24 protein-coding genes and 1 tRNA gene are annotated in these 18,420 nt (G+C 57.4%); 10 read left to right on the top strand and 15 right to left on the bottom strand.

Going from position 1 to position 18,420, the window contains the following annotated elements:
* Positions 1-49: 49 nt before the first annotated feature.
* The 5 genes from ACYZTW_RS22360 (at position 50) to ACYZTW_RS22380 (ending at position 3,927) form a co-directional block, all read left to right on the top strand.
* On the top strand, positions 50-1,855 hold the full coding sequence (locus ACYZTW_RS22360) for a DNA cytosine methyltransferase (protein WP_462001844.1): 1,806 nt from the start codon (positions 50-52) through the stop codon (positions 1,853-1,855).
* A 249-nt stretch (positions 1,856-2,104) separates the two neighbouring features.
* Positions 2,105-2,383: a hypothetical protein gene (locus ACYZTW_RS22365; RefSeq protein WP_462001845.1), complete on the top strand. Its 279-nt coding sequence runs from the start codon at positions 2,105-2,107 to the stop codon at positions 2,381-2,383.
* Positions 2,380-2,694 (top strand): DUF4406 domain-containing protein, encoded by a 315-nt coding sequence (locus tag ACYZTW_RS22370; RefSeq protein WP_462001846.1) that lies wholly within the window; start codon positions 2,380-2,382, stop codon positions 2,692-2,694. Before ACYZTW_RS22365 ends, ACYZTW_RS22370 begins: the two co-directional genes overlap by 4 nt.
* Positions 2,691-3,173, top strand: a complete 483-nt coding sequence (locus ACYZTW_RS22375) for a hypothetical protein (RefSeq protein WP_462001847.1) — start codon at positions 2,691-2,693, stop codon at positions 3,171-3,173. The genes ACYZTW_RS22370 and ACYZTW_RS22375 overlap by 4 nt, the downstream gene beginning before the upstream one ends.
* 79 nt (positions 3,174-3,252) lie before the next feature.
* Entirely contained in the window at positions 3,253-3,927 is a 675-nt protein-coding gene (locus tag ACYZTW_RS22380) for a hypothetical protein (RefSeq protein WP_462001849.1), read from the top strand.
* Between the two features lie 129 nt (positions 3,928-4,056).
* Here the strand turns inward: ACYZTW_RS22380 and ACYZTW_RS22385 are convergent, their stop codons facing one another.
* Complete coding sequence (locus ACYZTW_RS22385) at positions 4,057-4,392, bottom strand: hypothetical protein (RefSeq protein ID WP_462001850.1); 336 nt, start codon at positions 4,390-4,392, stop codon at positions 4,057-4,059.
* A gap of 171 nt (positions 4,393-4,563) precedes the next feature.
* On the opposite strand from ACYZTW_RS22385, the gene ACYZTW_RS22390 reads away from it, so the two are divergent.
* Positions 4,564-4,983, top strand: coding sequence for a hypothetical protein (locus ACYZTW_RS22390; protein WP_462001851.1), 420 nt, complete (start codon positions 4,564-4,566; stop codon positions 4,981-4,983).
* Positions 4,869-6,032, top strand: a complete 1,164-nt coding sequence (locus ACYZTW_RS22395) for a tyrosine-type recombinase/integrase (RefSeq protein WP_462005821.1) — start codon at positions 4,869-4,871, stop codon at positions 6,030-6,032. The genes ACYZTW_RS22390 and ACYZTW_RS22395 overlap by 115 nt, the downstream gene beginning before the upstream one ends.
* Before the next feature lie 79 nt (positions 6,033-6,111).
* On the opposite strand, the gene ACYZTW_RS22400 is transcribed toward ACYZTW_RS22395, so the two are convergent.
* The 9 genes from ACYZTW_RS22400 to thrS form a co-directional block, all read right to left on the bottom strand.
* Positions 6,112-6,188: transfer RNA gene (locus tag ACYZTW_RS22400), tRNA-Pro, on the bottom strand.
* A gap of 89 nt (positions 6,189-6,277) precedes the next feature.
* The gene (locus ACYZTW_RS22405; protein ID WP_003179985.1) at positions 6,278-6,634 is read right to left on the bottom strand and encodes a MerR family transcriptional regulator; all 357 of its coding nucleotides are present in this window, start codon (positions 6,632-6,634) and stop codon (positions 6,278-6,280) included.
* Positions 6,615-6,917 (bottom strand): integration host factor subunit alpha, encoded by a 303-nt coding sequence (gene ihfA / locus ACYZTW_RS22410; RefSeq protein WP_002553164.1) that lies wholly within the window; start codon positions 6,915-6,917, stop codon positions 6,615-6,617. The genes ACYZTW_RS22405 and ihfA overlap by 20 nt, the downstream gene beginning before the upstream one ends.
* A 3-nt stretch (positions 6,918-6,920) precedes the next feature.
* On the bottom strand, positions 6,921-9,302 hold the full coding sequence (pheT, locus tag ACYZTW_RS22415; RefSeq protein WP_462001852.1) for a phenylalanine--tRNA ligase subunit beta: 2,382 nt from the start codon (positions 9,300-9,302) through the stop codon (positions 6,921-6,923).
* 26 nt (positions 9,303-9,328) lie between these two features.
* A complete protein-coding gene (gene pheS / locus ACYZTW_RS22420; RefSeq protein WP_007905876.1) occupies positions 9,329-10,345 on the bottom strand; it encodes a phenylalanine--tRNA ligase subunit alpha in 1,017 nt (338 codons plus the stop codon).
* A gap of 109 nt (positions 10,346-10,454) precedes the next feature.
* Positions 10,455-10,811, bottom strand: a complete 357-nt coding sequence (gene rplT, locus ACYZTW_RS22425; RefSeq protein ID WP_007905879.1) for a 50S ribosomal protein L20 — start codon at positions 10,809-10,811, stop codon at positions 10,455-10,457.
* A 27-nt stretch (positions 10,812-10,838) separates the two neighbouring features.
* Complete coding sequence (gene rpmI, locus ACYZTW_RS22430; protein WP_008145659.1) at positions 10,839-11,033, bottom strand: 50S ribosomal protein L35; 195 nt, start codon at positions 11,031-11,033, stop codon at positions 10,839-10,841.
* A 60-nt stretch (positions 11,034-11,093) separates the two neighbouring features.
* Positions 11,094-11,645, bottom strand: a complete 552-nt coding sequence (infC, locus tag ACYZTW_RS22435) for a translation initiation factor IF-3 (RefSeq protein WP_169857083.1) — start codon at positions 11,643-11,645, stop codon at positions 11,094-11,096.
* Positions 11,645-13,567, bottom strand: coding sequence for a threonine--tRNA ligase (thrS, locus tag ACYZTW_RS22440; protein ID WP_462001853.1), 1,923 nt, complete (start codon positions 13,565-13,567; stop codon positions 11,645-11,647). Before thrS ends, infC begins: the two co-directional genes overlap by 1 nt.
* A 374-nt stretch (positions 13,568-13,941) precedes the next feature.
* Here thrS and ACYZTW_RS22445 point away from each other — a divergent pair, with 374 nt between their 5' ends.
* Together ACYZTW_RS22445 and ACYZTW_RS22450 are read left to right on the top strand one after the other, a co-directional pair.
* Positions 13,942-14,244, top strand: a complete 303-nt coding sequence (locus ACYZTW_RS22445; protein ID WP_462001854.1) for a hypothetical protein — start codon at positions 13,942-13,944, stop codon at positions 14,242-14,244.
* Positions 14,245-14,536: 292 nt separating this feature from the next.
* Positions 14,537-14,749, top strand: coding sequence for a cold-shock protein (locus ACYZTW_RS22450; protein ID WP_007905882.1), 213 nt, complete (start codon positions 14,537-14,539; stop codon positions 14,747-14,749).
* 72 nt (positions 14,750-14,821) lie between these two features.
* Here the strand turns inward: ACYZTW_RS22450 and ACYZTW_RS22455 are convergent, their stop codons facing one another.
* Both ACYZTW_RS22455 and ACYZTW_RS22460 read right to left on the bottom strand, forming a co-directional pair.
* Positions 14,822-15,142 (bottom strand): I78 family peptidase inhibitor, encoded by a 321-nt coding sequence (locus ACYZTW_RS22455; protein ID WP_415759996.1) that lies wholly within the window; start codon positions 15,140-15,142, stop codon positions 14,822-14,824.
* A 166-nt stretch (positions 15,143-15,308) separates the two neighbouring features.
* Positions 15,309-15,614 carry a hypothetical protein gene (locus ACYZTW_RS22460; RefSeq protein WP_462001855.1) on the bottom strand — a complete coding sequence of 102 codons (306 nt, stop codon included), beginning with the start codon at positions 15,612-15,614 and terminating at the stop codon, positions 15,309-15,311.
* Positions 15,615-15,746: 132 nt separating this feature from the next.
* On the opposite strand from ACYZTW_RS22460, the gene ACYZTW_RS22465 reads away from it, so the two are divergent.
* On the top strand, positions 15,747-15,959 hold the full coding sequence (locus tag ACYZTW_RS22465) for a hypothetical protein (protein ID WP_462001856.1): 213 nt from the start codon (positions 15,747-15,749) through the stop codon (positions 15,957-15,959).
* 32 nt (positions 15,960-15,991) lie between these two features.
* Here ACYZTW_RS22465 and ACYZTW_RS22470 read toward each other — a convergent pair whose 3' ends face one another.
* Genes ACYZTW_RS22470 through rbsK form a run of 3 tightly spaced genes read right to left on the bottom strand, consistent with a single transcriptional unit; the run spans position 15,992 to position 18,382 of the window.
* Entirely contained in the window at positions 15,992-17,020 is a 1,029-nt protein-coding gene (locus tag ACYZTW_RS22470) for a nucleoside hydrolase (RefSeq protein WP_462001857.1), read from the bottom strand.
* Between the two features lie 43 nt (positions 17,021-17,063).
* Entirely contained in the window at positions 17,064-17,468 is a 405-nt protein-coding gene (rbsD, locus tag ACYZTW_RS22475) for a D-ribose pyranase (RefSeq protein ID WP_462001858.1), read from the bottom strand.
* On the bottom strand, positions 17,465-18,382 hold the full coding sequence (rbsK, locus tag ACYZTW_RS22480; protein WP_462001859.1) for a ribokinase: 918 nt from the start codon (positions 18,380-18,382) through the stop codon (positions 17,465-17,467). Before rbsK ends, rbsD begins: the two co-directional genes overlap by 4 nt.
* Between the last annotated feature and the right edge of the window lie 38 nt (positions 18,383-18,420).

An 18,420-nucleotide genomic window follows, 5' to 3' on the forward strand; every position in this document is an offset into this window, starting at 1 on the left:
ACACAAATACCCCACTTCAACGAATCACGCCAGTCGGCGAGGATCCCCTATGTCCGCACAACAGAAGTTACCCCAGTTCATCCATGGCCAGCCAAGCATGAGCCTGCCGTTCGAAAAGGAACTGGTGGTGGACCTATTCGCGGGCGGCGGTGGCGCCAGCACCGGCATTGCCCGGGCATACCGGGAGCCGGACGTGTCGGTAAACCACAACCCCATTGCCCTGGCTGTGCACCGCGCCAACCACCCGCAGACAGCTCACTATGTTGCCGACGTGTATGAGGTGTGCCCTCGGAAAGCAACTGGCGGCCAGCCAGTGGCGATTATCTGGGCGTCCCCTGATTGCCGCCACCACAGCAAGGCCAAAGGTGGTGCGCCGCGTGACCGGGGCGTTCGCGGACTGGCATGGGTGGTGATCCGCTGGTGTTTCGTCACCAAGACGCGACTGCTCTTCTTGGAGAACGTCGAAGAGTTCTGCGACTGGGGACCGATCGACGAAGAGGGTCAGCCAATCAAGGCCGAGCGCGGACGTACTTTCAAGGCGTTTATTGCTGCGATCAGCGCGGGGCTGCCCGCCGATCATCCGGACATGCCGGAGATCATGCAAGCCATCGGGGAGTTCGTGCCAATGGAAGCGCTGGTGCGTGGCCTTGGCTACAACGTCGAATGGCGCGAGCGAATCGCGGCCAACGCCGGTACCCCGACCATTCGCAAACGTCTTTACCTGGTAGCGCGCAGTGACGGGAAGCCGATTGTCTGGCCAGCTCCGAAGCGCCACAAGACACCTACTGCCAAACAACAACCTTGGCGCACCGCCGCGGAATGCATCGACTGGAGCAACTTGGGTCGCACGATCTTCCGCGAAAAGCCAATGGCAACGAACACCCTGCGCCGCGTGGCCAAGGGCTGCTGGCGTCACGTGCTGACCAGCGCGAAGCCTTTCATTGTCCCAATGCGCGGCACATCGGAATCGCACACCAGCACCCATGGCACCGACGAGGCGTTATCAACCATCAGCGCCGGCGGCACGCACCACGCACTTGTGCAGCCAGTAGCAGCACCGTTCCTCACCGAATGCGCCAACGGGTCGGCCCAACGCAATTTCGATGTGCAAGAACCGCTGCGGACCCAGGTCGCCCAGGTGAAGGGCGGTCACTTCGCGATGGCCGCGGCCAACATGGTGACGCTACGTAAAGGATCAATCGGCGCCGACGTGACCGAACCACTCAACGTGGTGGCCACCAGCACCGGACACCACGCGGTTTCAGCTGCGTTCTTCGAGCAGGCGAATGGCGGGTTCTACAAGGGCGACGGCCGTTCGGCTTACGACCCGATCTCGACCATCTGCCAGTCCGGCGCCAACCAGCGCTTGGCCAACGCCTATCTGGTCAAGTACTACGGCAACGAGAAGGACGGGATATCGCTGAACGAGCCAATGCACACACTGCCTACGAAAGATCGGGTCGCAGTTGTCGAGACGGTTCAGGTGCCGGACACACTGACGCCCGAGCAGATGGTAGGCGCCCGCCGCTGTGCCGCCTTCATGCATGAGTATCTGCCTGAACACTTCAAAGACCCTGCTGAAATGGTGAGTGTCGGCGGCTATGTGCTGGTGGATATCACCCTGCGCATGCTGCAACCGCCTGAGCTGAAGGCCGCGCAGGGCTTCGACAAGGGCTACATCATCGACCGCGGACTGTTTGTTGACCCGGTCACCGGTGCCGAAGAGTGGCGCGACATCAACAAGACAGATCAGGTCCGGCTGATTGGCAACAGCGTCTGTCCGGACGAAGCCGAAGCACTGGTCGCGGCCAACGCCGCCGACATCATAGAGCTTTACCAGCGCCTCGCGGCCTGACTCAGCCACAGAGCGACTGCCATGGAAAGGTGCCGACCCACTCCACCAGGTGATACATCGCCTTCATCAACTGGTCGATCAGCATCTGGAGCAGCAGGTCTTCAAAAATTCGTTTCATTGGTAAGTCTCGGGCTTGTTCAAAGCCCAGATAATTACGTCACGACTTTTTGAAAGGCAGGCAAAACAGCGTTTTCACATCATTTTCCAGCTTATCCACAGCCCGGGCATGACCCGGCATAGGACGCCCCCATGCCCACAGAAAACCAGCCAGGCGCTGTACTCGCTTCTACCAGTCGCACCATGCACTGCTGCCTCGATGTGCGCGGCTCGTTGAAAACTATGAGCAAGCGCCAGCTCACCGGCCTGTTCCGCCACGCCGACGGCACTAAGTGCACTGCCGATGAGGCAACGGATCATCTGCTTGAAACGCTGGCTCGGGGCAAGGAGGTTCTGCCATTCGGTCCCCCGTGCGAAGGTTTCGATTTCAGCGGCGGCGGATGCCCGGGGCATGCAGGAGGCGTCGCATGAAGCGCATCTACCTCAGCGGGCCAATGACCGGACTGCCCAACCTCAACTTCCCCGCCTTCGCCGCAATGACCGCCAACCTCCGCGACGCTGGCCACGCCGTCACCAACCCCGCCGAGCTCAACCCTGATGGCGGTTCCTGGAACGACTGCATGCGCCGCGACATCGCCGCCCTGATGGACTGCGACACCGTGGCCACGCTCCCGGGCTGGGAGCATTCAAAGGGCGCCCGCCTCGAAGTGTTGATCGCTGAGCGCCTCGGCATGACGGTTGTGAATGCCCATGATCTGGTATCGATGGAGATTGCAGGATGAGCGAGTCAATGTTCCAGCAACTTGAGATCTGCCAAAGGCAACGTGACGCCGCCCTTGCCCGCGAGGCTGAATTGAAGGAAGAGTTGGAGCGCCAGAAGCGCTACGTGGAGATCAACGCCAACTCGGCCCACGGCAAGCACAAGGAAGGCCTGCGCTACCGGGATGAGCGTGACGCCCTGCAGAATCGCCTGAACGCAGCGGATCAGCGGAACGATGAGCATCAAGAGGAGCGGCAGAATCTGATCGCATACGGCCGCAGCCTTGGGCTTGAGGAGGCGTCGACCATTTGCAGTCGTATGGCCTACGACACCTACTACCCGCCCGGGTCCCGCTTCAAGTTCTTCACGCCGAAAGCTCAGATGCAACAGGGTGACCTGCTAATCAAGGCTGCGAACGCGATCGCCAGCCTGCCGGATGGCCCATACGATCGCTTCAAGGCGAGTCAGCCAAAGAAAGCCGGAACATCGGTCGCCGCCTGACAGGAGTACATCTGTACTCCTTCCAGCAAAAACTCCCTCCCCCTTCAAATTCAGCCGCTATAGCGGCAAAGGAACAGTCATGCCTGCGATTAATCAGATCGGCCCCGTCGAAGTCGTGCGCGATGAAAGCGGTTACTGGTGGCACCCGGGTATCCCGGCTTTCGATGGCGGCGAAGATCCGGCGCCGTATCACGCTTGGCTAAAAGAGCAAGTCTTGGAGCTGAAGTTCTGGGGCATGGATTCTGACCTGGATGAGCACCCTTATTTCGACGGCAGCGGCGCCCATTGCCTCGGCTGGAATCCCGCGGCGCCAAGTCCCGAGTGGTTTCTGCTTGGCATCTTCGACACTGAAGACGGCCCGCACGTGCATTGGGCTCGGCAAACGCCCAAGGAATACGCCTACTCAACCAACGGCGAGGACTGGACCGCAGACTGGGATTCGTTCCTCAGCCAAAACGATGACCTTGCCGCTGGCGATGAATGCCAGCGCGGTGAAATCCAGTATGCAGACCCGGCCGAGTTTGTAGATTCGGACGCCGTCACCAGCGCGATGGCAGACAACGCCGCCTCAAGTGACCTTGGTGAGTGGGCTGATGATTTCCCAACCGTCAGCGCTGAGGCGAAGCAAGAGCTTGAGGATTTCCTCAACGCCTGGGCTCGCAAGAACTGCGACTGCACCTTCTACCGCGTCAAGAACATCGAGACGTTCATGATCGCCGCCGAGGACTTGGAACAGGAAGAGGTGACGCCATGATCCTACTAACCGCGCCAGCCATCGCCTACATGGCCTGGCTCATCTACAAGGGGCCACGGCGATGAATCAATGGCCAGCGCCGCACCGAAAATGACCGGTGCGGAGCTGACCGTCAATTCGAGGTTGTTTTCAGGCTGCAGACGGTCGATGTGCGTGAGGGCTTGAAGATTGACTAGCGTCAATCTGAGCACCGAGCACCAAGTTGCCATCTGCAATTGCCTGTGCCCGACCTACACCCCATGCGAGCGCGGTAGTCATCGTATCGTTGGGCAAATGGTCGTGGGCCTCCTCAAACACGGGCGATCCGTTTTTGTCGTAGACACCAATAAATAGTTGGGTTCTTCCCTTTCTGGAAAGTCGGCTCTGAACATCAATAAGAGTGCCGTCACTAAGCACTTCGTCATGCGACCGACTATGCAACTCGCAGTCCGCCCAGAGCCAATATTTAGAACCTCTACGCATCATCTTTGCGGCCTCCTTTTTGTTCACATTTCAAAGAAACCACCGGGACAAGAAAATATTTAGTCCGGCAATAAAGCCATGTCAATTCCAAAGGGCGCCATTCGTCTTGCGCCTTTTTTGCACCCAAATCTCCCTCCAATCACCTTCGGCCGCCACGCGCGGTATGGAGCACTTATGTCTGCAGAACTGGCGCAGGCGCCCTCCCGGCCCCGGCGCGAAAACATCCTCCCCCGCTTCATCCGTGCTGGCGCCGCGCCCATCCACTTGGGCATGTGCCGCGCCGAGTTCGACAAAACCGTCCGTCCTTATGTCAGCGAGTTCCCGATCGGAGAACGCGGTGTCGGCTTTGACCGGGAAGAGCTCGACGACTGGGCCACAGCCTACGTCGCAGCAAAGGCAATTGATAAAAATGGCGCTTCGGAGCAACAATCGCCCCGCAGCGAGCGCCAGAAAGGAGATAAATCATGGCGCGAAAATCGATCACAGGCCTCTCCGAGAGGAAAGGTATCTGGCATATCGACAAGAAAATCAACGGAGAACGACTTTACGAAAGCACTGGAACTGGTGACCGGGAAGAAGCGGAGCGTTACCTGATCTACCGGCTGGAGCAGATCCGGCAACAGAAGGTATACGGCGTAAAGAAGGTCAGGATCTGGCGGGAGGCGGCGACTCGCTTCCTGCTGGAGTTCAAAGACCAGGCTTCAATCAAGCTTTCGGCGCACCACCTTTCCCAGTTGGACCCGTTCATAGGCGACATGCCGCTGACCCACATCGATGATCAGGCCTTAGTGCCGTTCATCAAAGACAGGTTGGCGACCAAGAAGCTTGAGGGCGGCAAGGTGAAGAAAGGCGTCAGCAACAGGACGGTGAATATCTCGATCGAGCGTGTGGTTCGGGTTTTGTCGTTGTGTGCCAGGAAGTGGCGAGATGATGAGCGCAGGCCGTGGCTGGATAGCGTGCCGATGCTCACGAAGCTGGAAGAGAAGAAGTCGAGCCGCAAGCCGTACCCGATGTCGTGGCCGGAGCAGTCGATTCTTTTCGGGCAGTTGCCGGCCCACCTGCAAACGATGGCGCTGTTCAAGGTGAACACCGGCACCCGGGAGCAGGAAGTCTGCAAGCTGAGATGGGATTGGGAGATTTCAGTGCCGGAGCTCGGGACCAGTGTTTTTCTGATCCCGGCTGACTTTGACGGCAGACACGAACGGTCCGGAGTGAAGAACGGTGACGAGCGACTGGTCGTGCTCAACAACGTGGCCAAGTCGATCATCGAGAAACAACGCGGCGTGAGCAAGGAATGGGTTTTCCCTTACAACGGCACCCCGATGCATCGAATGAATGACACGGCCTGGAAGAAGGCTCGGGTGAGAGCGGCGAAACTCTGGCAGGAGGAAAACCTTCGCCCCGCTCACCCAGGTTATGCATCCATAAGGATCCATGACCTCAAACACACATTTGGCCGTCGGTTGCGCGCAGCAGGCGTAACCGAGGAAGACCGCAAGGCTCTTCTTGGCCACAAGAACGGCAGCATCACCAGTCACTACTCGGGCGCTGAGCTCGGGCATCTGATTGAAGCTGCGAACATGGTATCAGCAACGGATTCGCGTGGACCGGTCCTGACAATATTGAAGCGAAAGCAGGCGTGAAAAACATGAGGAGTCACGCAAATCTCACGCACATGAAAAAGCCCAACCTGAAAAGATTGGGCTAAGTCATTGAATTATATGGTCGGGACGGAGTGATTCGAACACTCGACCCCTAGCACCCCATGCTAGTGCGCTACCGGACTGCGCTACGCCCCGACTAGGCGTGAAACTTGTTCCTCTTCTCGAAGAACGCTCAAGAATATATCGCAAGCTTTTGAAAACTGGAAGTATTTAAACGCAGGAAATTATTTCTTGAGCACAACCAGTACATCTTCCAGTTCAGCAATCATCTGCCGAATCATTTGCTTGTACTGAGTGGTGTCGTCTTTGGCTTCATCCCCGGACAAACGCAGGCGTGCGCCGCCGATGGTGAACCCTTGATCATAAAGAAGCGCGCGGATCTGCCGGATCATCAGCACGTCTTGTCGCTGATAATACCGGCGGTTTCCGCGGCGCTTGACGGGGTTGAGTTGAGGAAACTCCTGCTCCCAGTAACGCAGCACGTGCGGTTTTACCGCACACAGCTCGCTGACTTCACCAATGGTGAAGTAGCGTTTGCCTGGGATGACGGGGAGCTCGTCGTTATGACTTGGTTCCAGCATAAGCCTCAACTCGGGCTTTCAACTTCTGCCCTGGACGAAAGGTGACCACACGGCGAGCCGTGATCGGGATTTCTTCCCCCGTTTTCGGATTGCGGCCAGGCCGCTGGCGTTTGTCCCGAAGGTCGAAATTGCCGAAACCGGACAATTTGACTTGTTCGTTGTCTTCAAGAGCGTGCCTGATTTCTTCAAAAAACAGTTCGACCAATTCCTTGGCCTCCCGTTTATTCAGGCCCAGCTCTTCATACAGACGTTCCGCCATCTCAGCTTTCGTCAGAGCCCCCATACGTCACTTCCTTAACGTGGCGTTCAACCTTTGTTCGAGCGAGGTGAGGATGTTTTGCGTCGTAGTATTCACCTCATCGTCATTAAGAGTGCGCGATGGATGCTGCCAGGTCAAGCCGACTGCAAGGCTTTTTCTATCAGGATCAATGCCTTTACCCTGATATACGTCAAATAGCCTGAGGTCTGTGAGCCATTCGCCTGCATTTTCACGGATTACATCCATTACAGCACTGGCCGCGACGTCCGTGGCCGCAATCAGTGCCAGATCACGACGCACTTCAGGAAAGCGCGATAACTCCTGGAATTTAGGCATTTTGCCCAATGCCACTTCAGCCAGAACCAGCTCGAAAACGAAGACCGGACGGTCGAGACCGAGGGTTTTCGACAATTCAGGGTGGATAGCGCCGACGTAACCGACCAGACGACCTTCACGCTCGATGCGCGCGGTTTGACCTGGGTGCAACGCAGGGTGCTTGCCCGGCACAAATGTGAACGAATCCAGCGCACCGGCAAAGCCCAGCACCGCTTCCACGTCGGCTTTGACGTCGAAGAAGTCCACTACATCGCGACCTTGTGCCCAGCCTTCCGGCAGACGACTACCGCAAACAACACCCGCCAGCATCGGCTCCTGCTTCAAGCCATCCAACTGACCAACGAAACGCAGACCGCTTTCGAACAGACGCACGCGATCCTGTTGACGGTTCAGGTTGTGCTGAAGTGCCTTGACCAGGCCTGGCCACAGGGACGAGCGCATGGCGGCCATGTCATTCGAAATCGGATTGGCCAGCAGCAGCGGTTCCACACCCGGATTAAACAGCTCGAACTGTTTCGGATCGATGAAGCTATAGGTAATCGCTTCCTGATAGCCACGAGCAACGAGCAGACGACGCAGTTCAGGCAGATCGCTACGCGCTTCAGCCTTGGCTTGCGGCGCCAGACGAGCTTGCGGGTAACGAACCGGCAGACGGTTGTAGCCGTACAGACGGGCCAGTTCTTCGATCAAATCGACTTCAAGGCTGATATCGAAGCGGTGGCTTGGTACTTCTACGCGCCACTGCCCTGCCCCATCGGCAGAAATCTTCAGGCCCAGGCCGCTGAGCAGACGCTCGACTTCAGCCGAGTCCATTTCCATGCCCAACATCGCGGTGATGCGTTGAGTACGCAGGGTAACCGGCGCAATTTTCGGCAGATGCTGCTCGCTCACGGCTTCGATGATCGGGCCGGCTTCGCCGCCAGTGATTTCCAGCAGCAGGCCAGTGGCGCGCTCCATGGCTTCACGGGCCAGTTGCCAGTCCACGCCACGCTCGTAGCGGTGCGAGGCGTCGGTGTGCAGACTATAAGAACGGGCCTTGCCGGCGACGGCGATCTGATCGAAGAACGCGCTTTCCAGGAAAATATCGCGGGTGGTCGCGGTGTTGACGCCGCTGTGTTCCCCCCCCATGACGCCGGCGATAGCCAGGGCGCGGGTGTGATCGGCAATCACCAGCGTATCGCTACGCAGGCTGACTTCCTGACCGTCGAGCAAAACCAGCTTCTCACCTTCCTCAGCCATGCGCACGCGGATGCCGCCATTGATTTCGGCGAGATCAAAAGCGTGCAGCGGTTGACCCAGCTCCAGCATCACGTAGTTGGTGATGTCGACGGCAGCATCGATGCTGCGCACGTCGGCACGACGTAGACGCTCAACCATCCACAGCGGCGTAGGCTTGGACAGGTCGACGTTACGGATCACACGACCCAGGTAACGTGGGCAAGCGGCAGGCGCCAGCACTTCAACCGAACGCACTTCGTCGTGCGCGGCGGGAACGGTCGCAACGATCGGACGAGTGACTTCGGCGGCGTACAATGCGCCCACTTCACGGGCCAAACCGGCCAGGGACAGGCAGTCGCCGCGGTTCGGGGTCAGGTCGACCTCGATGCTGGCGTCGTCCAGACTCAGGTATTCACGAATGTCCTGACCGACCGGCGCATCGGCCGGTAATTCCATCAAGCCATCGTTGCCTTCACCAATTTGCAGCTCGGCTTGTGAGCACAGCATGCCGTTAGACTCAACGCCCCGCAGCTTGGCTTTCTTGATTTTGAAGTCGCCCGGCAGTTCGGCACCGATCATGGCGAACGGGATCTTCAGGCCCGGGCGCACGTTTGGCGCACCGCAGACGACCTGGAAGGTCTCCGAGCCATTGCTGACCTGGCAAACACGCAGCTTGTCGGCGTCCGGATGCTGCTCGGTGCTCAGCACCTCGCCCACCACCACACCACTGAATTCACCGGCGGCCAGCGTAACGCTATCGACCTCAAGACCCGCCATCGACAGACGAGCAACCAGCTCATCACGACTTACCTGCGGGCTTACCCAGCCACGCAGCCATTGTTCACTGAATTTCATCCTGCTCTCCTAAGAATTCGTTACGACTAGCGAAATTGCGCGAGGAACCGCAAGTCGTTGTCGAAGAACAGACGCAAGTCGTTCACGCCGTAACGCAGCATGGCCAGACGCTCAACGCCCATGCCGAAGGCAAAGCCCGAAAACTCTTCCGGGTCGATCCCGGACATACGCAGCACGTTCGGGTGAACCATGCCGCAGCCCATGACTTCCAGCCAGCCAGTCTGTTTGCAGACACGGCAGCCTTTACCGCTGCACATCACGCATTCCATGTCGACTTCAGCGGATGGCTCGGTGAACGGGAAGTACGAAGGGCGGAAACGCACGGCCAGTTCTTTTTCGAAGAACACGCGCAGGAACTCTTCGATGGTGCCTTTCAGGTCGGCGAAATTGATGTCGCGATCGACCAGCAGGCCTTCGACCTGGTGGAACATCGGCGAGTGGGTGATATCGGAGTCGCTACGGTACACACGGCCTGGGCAGACGATGCGGATCGGCGGTTGCTTCGATTCCATGGTGCGGACCTGTACCGGCGAGGTATGGGTGCGCAACAACATGTTGGCATTGAAATAGAAGGTGTCATGCATCGACCGGGCCGGGTGGTGGCCTGGGATGTTGAGTGCTTCAAAGTTGTGATAGTCGTCTTCGACCTCAGGGCCTTCGGCAATGCCGTAGCCGATGTGGGTGAAGAACTGTTCGATACGTTCCAGAGTGCGAGTAACCGGATGCAGACCACCCGAGGTCTGGCCACGGCCAGGCAGGGTCACGTCAATGGACTCGGCAGACAGTTTGGCGGCCAGATCGGCCTCTTCAAACAGTGCCTTGCGGGCATTGAGAACCTCTGTGACACGCTCCTTGGCAACGTTGATCAGCGCACCGACTTGCGGGCGCTCTTCTGCCGGCAGATTCCCCAGGGTCTTCATCACCTGAGTCAATTCACCTTTCTTGCCAAGGTAGTGAACCCGGATTTGCTCCAGGGCATTGATATCTTCAGCGCTTTGCACAGCCTCTAGTGCTTGAGAGACGAGCGCATCCAGGTTTTCCATGTACAGACTCCAGATACAAAATAGGGGAAGAGCTTGAAGGCTCTTCCCCTATTTATGACGTTTAACACCTGGCCCCACAGAGGTGAGGCCGGGTGACTGTCGGGGGTACTTAAGCCAAGGTGGCTTTAGCTTTCTCGACAATCGCAGCAAACGCCGCTTTTTCGTTCACTGCCAGATCAGCCAGAACCTTACGGTCGATCTCGATGGACGCTTTTTTCAGGCCGGCGATGAAACGGCTGTAGGACAGACCGTTGATACGTGCACCAGCGTTGATACGAGCGATCCACAGAGCGCGGAACTGACGTTTTTTCTGACGACGGTCACGGTAGGCGTATTGGCCTGCCTTGATTACCGCTTGCTTGGCAACACGGAATACGCGCGAGCGAGCGCCGTAGTAGCCTTTAGCAAGTTTCAGAATTTTTTTGTGACGTTTACGGGCAATGACGCCACGCTTTACACGAGCCATGAGTTACTTCCTCTATTCTTGACTAAATTAACGAAGGCGCAGCATGCGCTCGACTTTTGCCACGTCACACGGTGCCAGCAAGCTGCTACCGCGCAGTTGACGCTTACGCTTGGTCGACATTTTAGTCAGGATGTGGCTCTTGAAAGCGTGCTTGTGCTTGATACCGTTAGCAGTTTTCAGAAACCGCTTAGCAGCACCACTTTTAGTTTTCATTTTTGGCATGTTCGGATACTCCGCATTCAGTTGATAAACATAATCAGAAGGCCTGCCGTGCCCTATTGATTACTTCTTCTTTTTCGGGGCGATGACCATGATCAGTTGGCGTCCTTCCATCTTAGGATGCTGTTCGACCGAACCGTACTCGAGCAAGTCACCTTCAACTCGCTTGAGGAGTTCCATCCCCAGCTCCTGGTGGGCCATCTCACGGCCGCGGAATCGCAAGGATACCTTGGCCCTGTCCCCATCACTCAGGAAACGTACCAGGTTGCGCAGTTTTACCTGGTAATCCCCTTCCTCCGTCCCTGGACGAAACTTGATTTCTTTAACCTGAATCTGCTTCTGGTTTTTCTTGGCCGCGGCAATCTGCTTCTTCTTCTCGAAGATCGATTTGCCGTAGTCCATCAGTTTGCAAACAGGGGGTACTGCATCGGCGGAAATTTCCACCAGATCCAGTTTGGCCTCTTCAGCCTTAAGAAGCGCGTCTTCAATTGACACAATCCCAAGCTGTTCACCCTCAGCCCCAATTAACCGAACCTCGCGTGCCGAGATATTCTCGTTGATCGGGGCCTTCGGTGCAGCTCGTTTATCTTGTCTCATTTCACGCTTAATAGTAATTACTCCGAATCTGGGCGACCACGCCGGGAAACCGCTTGCGCGAGAAACTCAGCGAACTGGGCGACGGGCATCGAGCCCAGGTCAGCACCTTCACGAGTACGCACAGCGACAGTCTGCATCTCGACTTCCCGATCTCCGATAACCAAGAGATAGGGAACCTTGAGCAAAGTATGCTCGCGGATTTTAAAGCCGATCTTTTCATTTCTCAAGTCAGACTTGGCACGAAATCCGCTTTCGTTGAGAGTTTTTTCAACCTCAGCGGCAAAATCGGCCTGTTTGTCTGTGATGTTCATGATCACTGCCTGGGTCGGAGCCAGCCACGCAGGGAATGCACCCTCGTAGTGCTCGATCAGGATTCCGACGAAACGTTCGAAGGAGCCCAGGATCGCCCGGTGCAACATTACCGGGTGCTTGCGACTGTTGTCTTCGGAGACGTATTCGGCTCCCAGACGGATAGGCAGGTTAAAATCGAGCTGAAGGGTACCACACTGCCAGACGCGGCCGAGGCAATCTTTCAGCGAGAACTCGATCTTCGGACCGTAGAACGCACCCTCGCCCGGCTGCAAATCGTACGGCAAGCCAGCGCTATCAAGGGCTGCAGCCAAAGCAGCTTCGGCGCGATCCCACAGTTCGTCGGAACCAACGCGTTTTTCCGGACGAGTGGACAGCTTCATCTCGACGTCTTTAAAGCCGAAGTCGGCATAAACGTCCATGGTCAGCTTGATAAACGCGGCGGATTCGGCCTGCATCTGCTCTTCGGTGCAGAAGATGTGGGCGTCATCCTGAGTGAACGCACGCACACGCATGATGCCGTGCAGCGCACCCGACGGCTCGTTACGGTGGCAAGCACCAAATTCGGCCAAACGCATCGGCAATTCGCGGTAGCTTTTCAGCCCCTGATTGAACACTTGCACGTGGCAAGGGCAGTTCATTGGCTTGATGGCGTAATCGCGGTTTTCCGACTGGGTGGTGAACATGTTGTCAGCGTAGTTGGCCCAGTGCCCGGATTTCTCCCACAGACTGCGGTCAACGACCTGCGGAGTTTTGATCTCCAGATAGCCGTTGTCGCGCTGAACCTTGCGCATGTACTGCTCGAGCACCTGGTACAGAGTCCAGCCGTTCGGGTGCCAGAACACCATGCCCGGCGACTCTTCCTGGGTGTGGAATAAGCCCAGACGCTTGCCGATCTTGCGGTGATCGCGCTTTTCAGCTTCTTCGATGCGCTGGATGTAAGCCGCCAGCTGCTTCTTGTCTGCCCACGCAGTGCCGTAAACGCGTTGCAATTGCTCATTCTTTGCATCGCCACGCCAGTAGGCGCCGGACAACTTGGTCAGCTTGAAGGATTTCAGGAAGCGCGTGTTCGGCACGTGCGGACCGCGGCACATGTCGACGTATTCTTCGTGATAGTACAGGCCCATAGCCTGCTCGTTCGGCATGTCTTCGACCAGGCGCAGCTTGTAGTCTTCGCCGCGAGCCTTGAACACTTCGATCACTTCGGCGCGCGGAGTGACTTTCTTGATGACGTCGTAATCTTTTTCGATCAGCTGCTGCATGCGCTGTTCGATGGCGGCCAGGTCGTCCGGAGTGAAAGGACGTTCGAAGGCGATGTCGTAATAGAAGCCTTCGTCGATGACCGGACCGATGACCATCTTGGCCGTCGGGTACAGCTGCTTGACCGCGTGACCCACCAGGTGGGCGCAAGAGTGGCGAATGATCTCCAGCCCCTCTTCATCCTTTGGCGTAATGATTTGCAGCGTAGCGTCGCTATCGATGATGTCGCTGGCGTCGACCAGCTTGCCATCGACCTTGCCGGCCACGGTGGCTTTGGCCAGACCTGCACCAATGGATGCGGCGACCTCGGCTACGGATACCGGGTGATCGAATGAACGTTGACTGCCGTCGGGAAGAGTAATAGTTGGCATGGCGCCTCCTCTCCTAGTGGTGACCCCTACCAAAGGTCACGTGGGTTGGGATGAGCCAGTACAAGATCCGATCCAGGCCATTCAATGACGAACGCCTGCCTTACAGCGGCAGGAGCCTTGCGGCCAACCGGAAAACCGAACCAGAGTGACTGGGATTCAAATCAGGGTTATTCGCGCATCTGCCGCTACCGGGACTGAAGGTCATCCGGAGCCTGCAAAAGCCCGAGCGAGGCATGCTAGCACAGATGAACGGTCGTCGATGCACCGGGGCTTTGCACCGGGGCAAATCAGGCAATTTTATGCCAGAGTGCTGAACTTGAACCCTGCTTTACCCCTCAGATAACAAGACATTGACCCACAAGGAGCATCCCAGCATGCATCTGAAACGTTTGTTCGCAGTAGTCGCCCCCCTCGTTCTGCTGCTGCCACTGGCCGCCCATGCCGATTGGCCGAAGGGCGAGCGCGAGAAATATATGGCTCAGTGCACAGAAGCAGCCACTCCGCAGATCGGTGCTGCAGCAGCGAAGGCTCATTGCGCTTGCGGCGCCGATGCCATCAAATCGTACCCTGCCAAAGACATCCAGTCCCTGATGGACAACACGGCCACTGACGCCCTGAAACAAAAGGCACTGACGCAAATTGGCGCGTGCAAAGCCGATAACAAGGCGAAAAAATAAGCCCGACAGAGCGCTTTTTGCGCCTGCAACGACAGTAAAAAGCCTCTGAAAACCGCCTTTTCGTACAATTTATGCAGGTTTTACAGGTTTTTTTATTGTCTTTACTTTTGGCTGAAAGCCTTTTAAAACGGGGCTTGCAGCCAAACAAAGCAGCAAACAGAACGCGACTGCAGGGCAAACAGCACGTCCGGGGGGCTCCCAAAGCGAACATTTCGACTATGATACCCCGGTGTGCCCAGTTGGCCTGAGCAGCACAGCACTACTGAAAATATATGTTTCTTGGAGATACACCATGTCTAATCGCCAAACCGGCACCGTTAAATGGTTCAACGATGAAAAAGGCTTCGGCTTCATCACTCCTCAAGGTGGCGGTGACGACCTGTTCGTACACTTCAAAGCTATCGAAAGCGACGGTTTCAAAAGCCTGAAAGAAGGCCAGACCGTTTCCTTCGTGGCTGAGAAAGGCCAAAAGGGTATGCAAGCTGCACAAGTCCGCGCTGAGTAATTTTCAGCCGCACTAAAAAAACCCCGTCCACGTGACGGGGTTTTTTATGGGCGAAACAAAAGCCTGAAGCGATCAGCCGCAGTTGACGCGGGTGACGACCCGATTGGCATCGGTATTCAGGTTCAGGCGATCGGAGCGGTACTCCAGGGTCACCATGTCGGTGGGCAAGAGGAACCGTGCATTCTGCGCGCCTGCGCGGGTACGCGCCTGCTCCAGCAGTTCAGGCGAAGCCTTTTTGCCAATGGTGAATTCGGCAGCCTTCGCCTCACAACGGCTGTGCCCCGTGTCAGTGGTCGTGACAGGGTCTGTTGTCGACTCGGTGGAGGGAGTGCTGCAACCGGCCAGCATGGCAACGGCCAACAAAGTACCCAATGACGCGAGCTTCCAAGGCATGAAGCCTCCTTTTTTCAATAGTTAAGCTGAGATCGTGCGACCGCCAATCTGGCGTTTGGTTTCGCAGGGAGTACTAGCACCCTGCCCTCGATTCGGACACGCGGCGAGTTTGCCTGAGCATCGCCCTGCCGTTGATTACTCAATCGTGACTGAATATGAACAGCACTCAATAGATGTCGATGTAGTCGAAAGGCGGATTCGGCCAATTTTCCTTGAGCGCATTGAAAATCTGCATGACCCAGACCTCGTCACTGGCCGCGACCAATCCTACATAACCGGAACCCTTGGCCCACGTCTCCAGACGAAACAGCAGCCCGTTGATATCAGTGCCGCCCACAATGCCTGATGAAATGTAGGCGACCCCGCCCTTGGTCACCCGTAATTGAGTGTGTTCATCGTCGCTGGCGGAAGCCAGCAGCTGACGTACGGCCTCAAGGGTCAAGCCGTCAGGAGCGTTCAAATCGATCTGCACAGCACAGTCCTTGAAAATTCGTCAAAGACCAAGTGTCGCATAGCCCTCCCCTCATGCCTAAGTCGGAGTGTCAAAAGTCGCGCAAAATGGTTAACTCCACACTCAGACTTTCCCGACTTCACGAGCGCCATCATGTCCACCATAAGCATCGACGCCAACATCACAGTCAAGTGGCCACAGGGTCACAGCTCCTACAGCCCAGGCAGCCCGGAAGAGTTGGCAATCATTGGTATCGATCTATTGGTCAAGGAACTGGGAACCGAAGCGGCCAAGAAATTCATCGCGCAGATATTCGAGAAATACCCCGCCGACTATATAGGCCTGACAGAGAACGAACGGGCGTAAAACCCGCAGGCTGGCACCTGCGGGTGTATGGCTTACTTCAGACGAGCCAGACGCTCGGTCAGCAGGTCAAAAAAGCCCTGGGCGTCGCCACTTTCAACCCAGAAGGCATTCTTCGGCGCTTTCAGGCCGTCATACCAATCGACGATGGTTTGACCGAAGGTCGGGCCTTCGCGACTATCAACGACCACATTGACCGAACGACCGGTGAACAACTCAGGCTTGAGCAGGTAGGCAATGACCGTCGCGTCATGCACCGGGCCACCCGGAATGCCGTAGTGCTCCATGTCGCCTTTGACGTATTCATTAAGAATATCGCCCACCAGCTTGCTGGCATTGTTGTTAATTGCCGCGATCTGCTTCAGGCGCGCGTCGCTGGTGAGGATCTTGTGGGTCACGTCCAGCGGCAGGTAGGTCAACTTCACGCCACTTTTCAACACCACTTCAGCCGCCTGCGGGTCGGCGAACAGGTTGAATTCGGCCACCGGGGTGATGTTGCCGCCGTTGAAGTGCGCACCGCCCATGATCACCACTTCCTTGATGCCCTGAACGATTTCAGGTTCCTGGATCAGCGCCAAAGCCAGATTGGTCTGCGGACCGAGCATGGCGATGGTGATGCTGTGGGGCTTGGCGGCCTTCAAGGTGTCGATCAGGTAGTTGACCGCATTGCCCTGGGTCAGGCCTTTCTTCGGCTCATGTACGGTGACGCCCGACAGGCCTTCCTTGCCATGGATGTTCTCGGCATAGATCGGCGTGCGCATCAGCGGCTTCGGTGCGCCCGCGTAGACCGGCACCTCCTCGCGCCCCGCCCACTCGCGGGCCAGTCGCGCATTTCGCGAAGTCTTGTCCAGACGCACATTGCCGGCGACGGTGGTCAGCGCACGAATGTTCAGTTCTTGCGGCGACGCCAGGGCAAACAGCAAGGCAACCACGTCGTCGGCCCCCGGGTCGGTGTCGATGATCAAGTCGATCTTTTCCGCCGCCTGGGCGCTTGTTGCGGTAATCAGGGACAAAAGCAGCAGACTCCAGAGCAAGTGGTGCAGTTTCTGAGCATAGCGGTGCATAGCGCACTCCTTGTGCGTGGGACAGCAGAAAGACAACAGCGGGTTAGAACGTAACCCCTGCCACCAGCACGATGTTGCAGTACGGCTGACATTCACCCGTACGAACAATCGCCCGTGCCTGTCGGCTGAGGACTTTGAATTGGTCATGACTGAGCAGCTCACGCGGACCCAGCGCACCTTCGGCATTCAGCTCATCGAGCGTCGCCAACGTCGACGGCTTTTTGTCCAGGATCTCCTGGGCCAATACATGGCTCTCGACCTGCATTTCGCTGAGTACAACCTTCAACGTGCTGACGAAATCCGGGATACCGTGAGTCAGGGCCAGGTCGATCAGTTCAACGCCTGGCGGCACCGGCAAACCTGCATCGCCGATTACCACGATGTCGCCATGGCCCAGGGATGCGATCAGCCGCGACAGCGCGACGTTGAGCAAAGGTGTCTTTTTCATGGTGCTTTAAAGGCCTGTACGTCGGACAAGGTGGGAATTGAAGGTTGCGCGCCAGCACGGGTCACCGACAGCGCCGCGGCGACCTGGCCGAAGCGGATCGCGTCGGCCTCGCTTTTGCCGGCCGCCAGTGCAGCGGCGAAACCACCGACGAAGGTATCGCCAGCCGCCGTGGTATCGACAGCTTTCACCTTCGGAGCCGGGAAATGCTCGAAGCTTTTGCCGTTCGCGAACAGCGAACCTTGAGCACCGAGGGTGATGATGACCTTGCCGGCACCCATGGCGATCAACCGGGTCGCAGCGGTTTCGGCAGATGTCAGAGAATCCACTGGCAATCCACTCAACGCCGAGGCCTCGCTTTCGTTGGGTATCAGGTAATCGATGGACGCGTACCAGTCCGCCGGTAGCGGGCGGCTGGCCGGCGCCGGATTGAGGATCACGGTCTTACCCAATTCACGACCGCGCTTGAGCGCATGACCGACAGTGGCATCCGGCACTTCCAGCTGACAGATGATCACGTCCGCGGCCTGCAATACTGCATCGAAACGGTCGATCACCGCTGGCGTCAGCGCACCGTTGGCACCGGCAACGATCACGATTGCGTTTTGGCTGTTGTCATCGACCACAATCAACGCTACGCCACTGGAATCGTCGACGGTGCTGACCGCCTGGCAATCGATCTGCTCGGCCAGCAGCGCCCCGCGCAGCTCTTCGCCGTAGGCATCACTGCCCACGCAGCCGACCATCGACACCTGCGCCCCCAGCCTCGCCGCGGCGACCGCCTGGTTCGCGCCCTTGCCACCGGAAACCGTGGCAAACGACTCGCCGATCAGCGTTTCACCGCCACGTGGCAGCCGTGGCGCCCGGGTGACCAGGTCCATGTTCAGGCTGCCTATAACCACTACTTTTGCTGGCATACATCACTACTCATAAATTCTGTTTCAGCGGTGCTTTT

Source organism: Pseudomonas sp. LB3P25, from assembly GCF_054897985.1.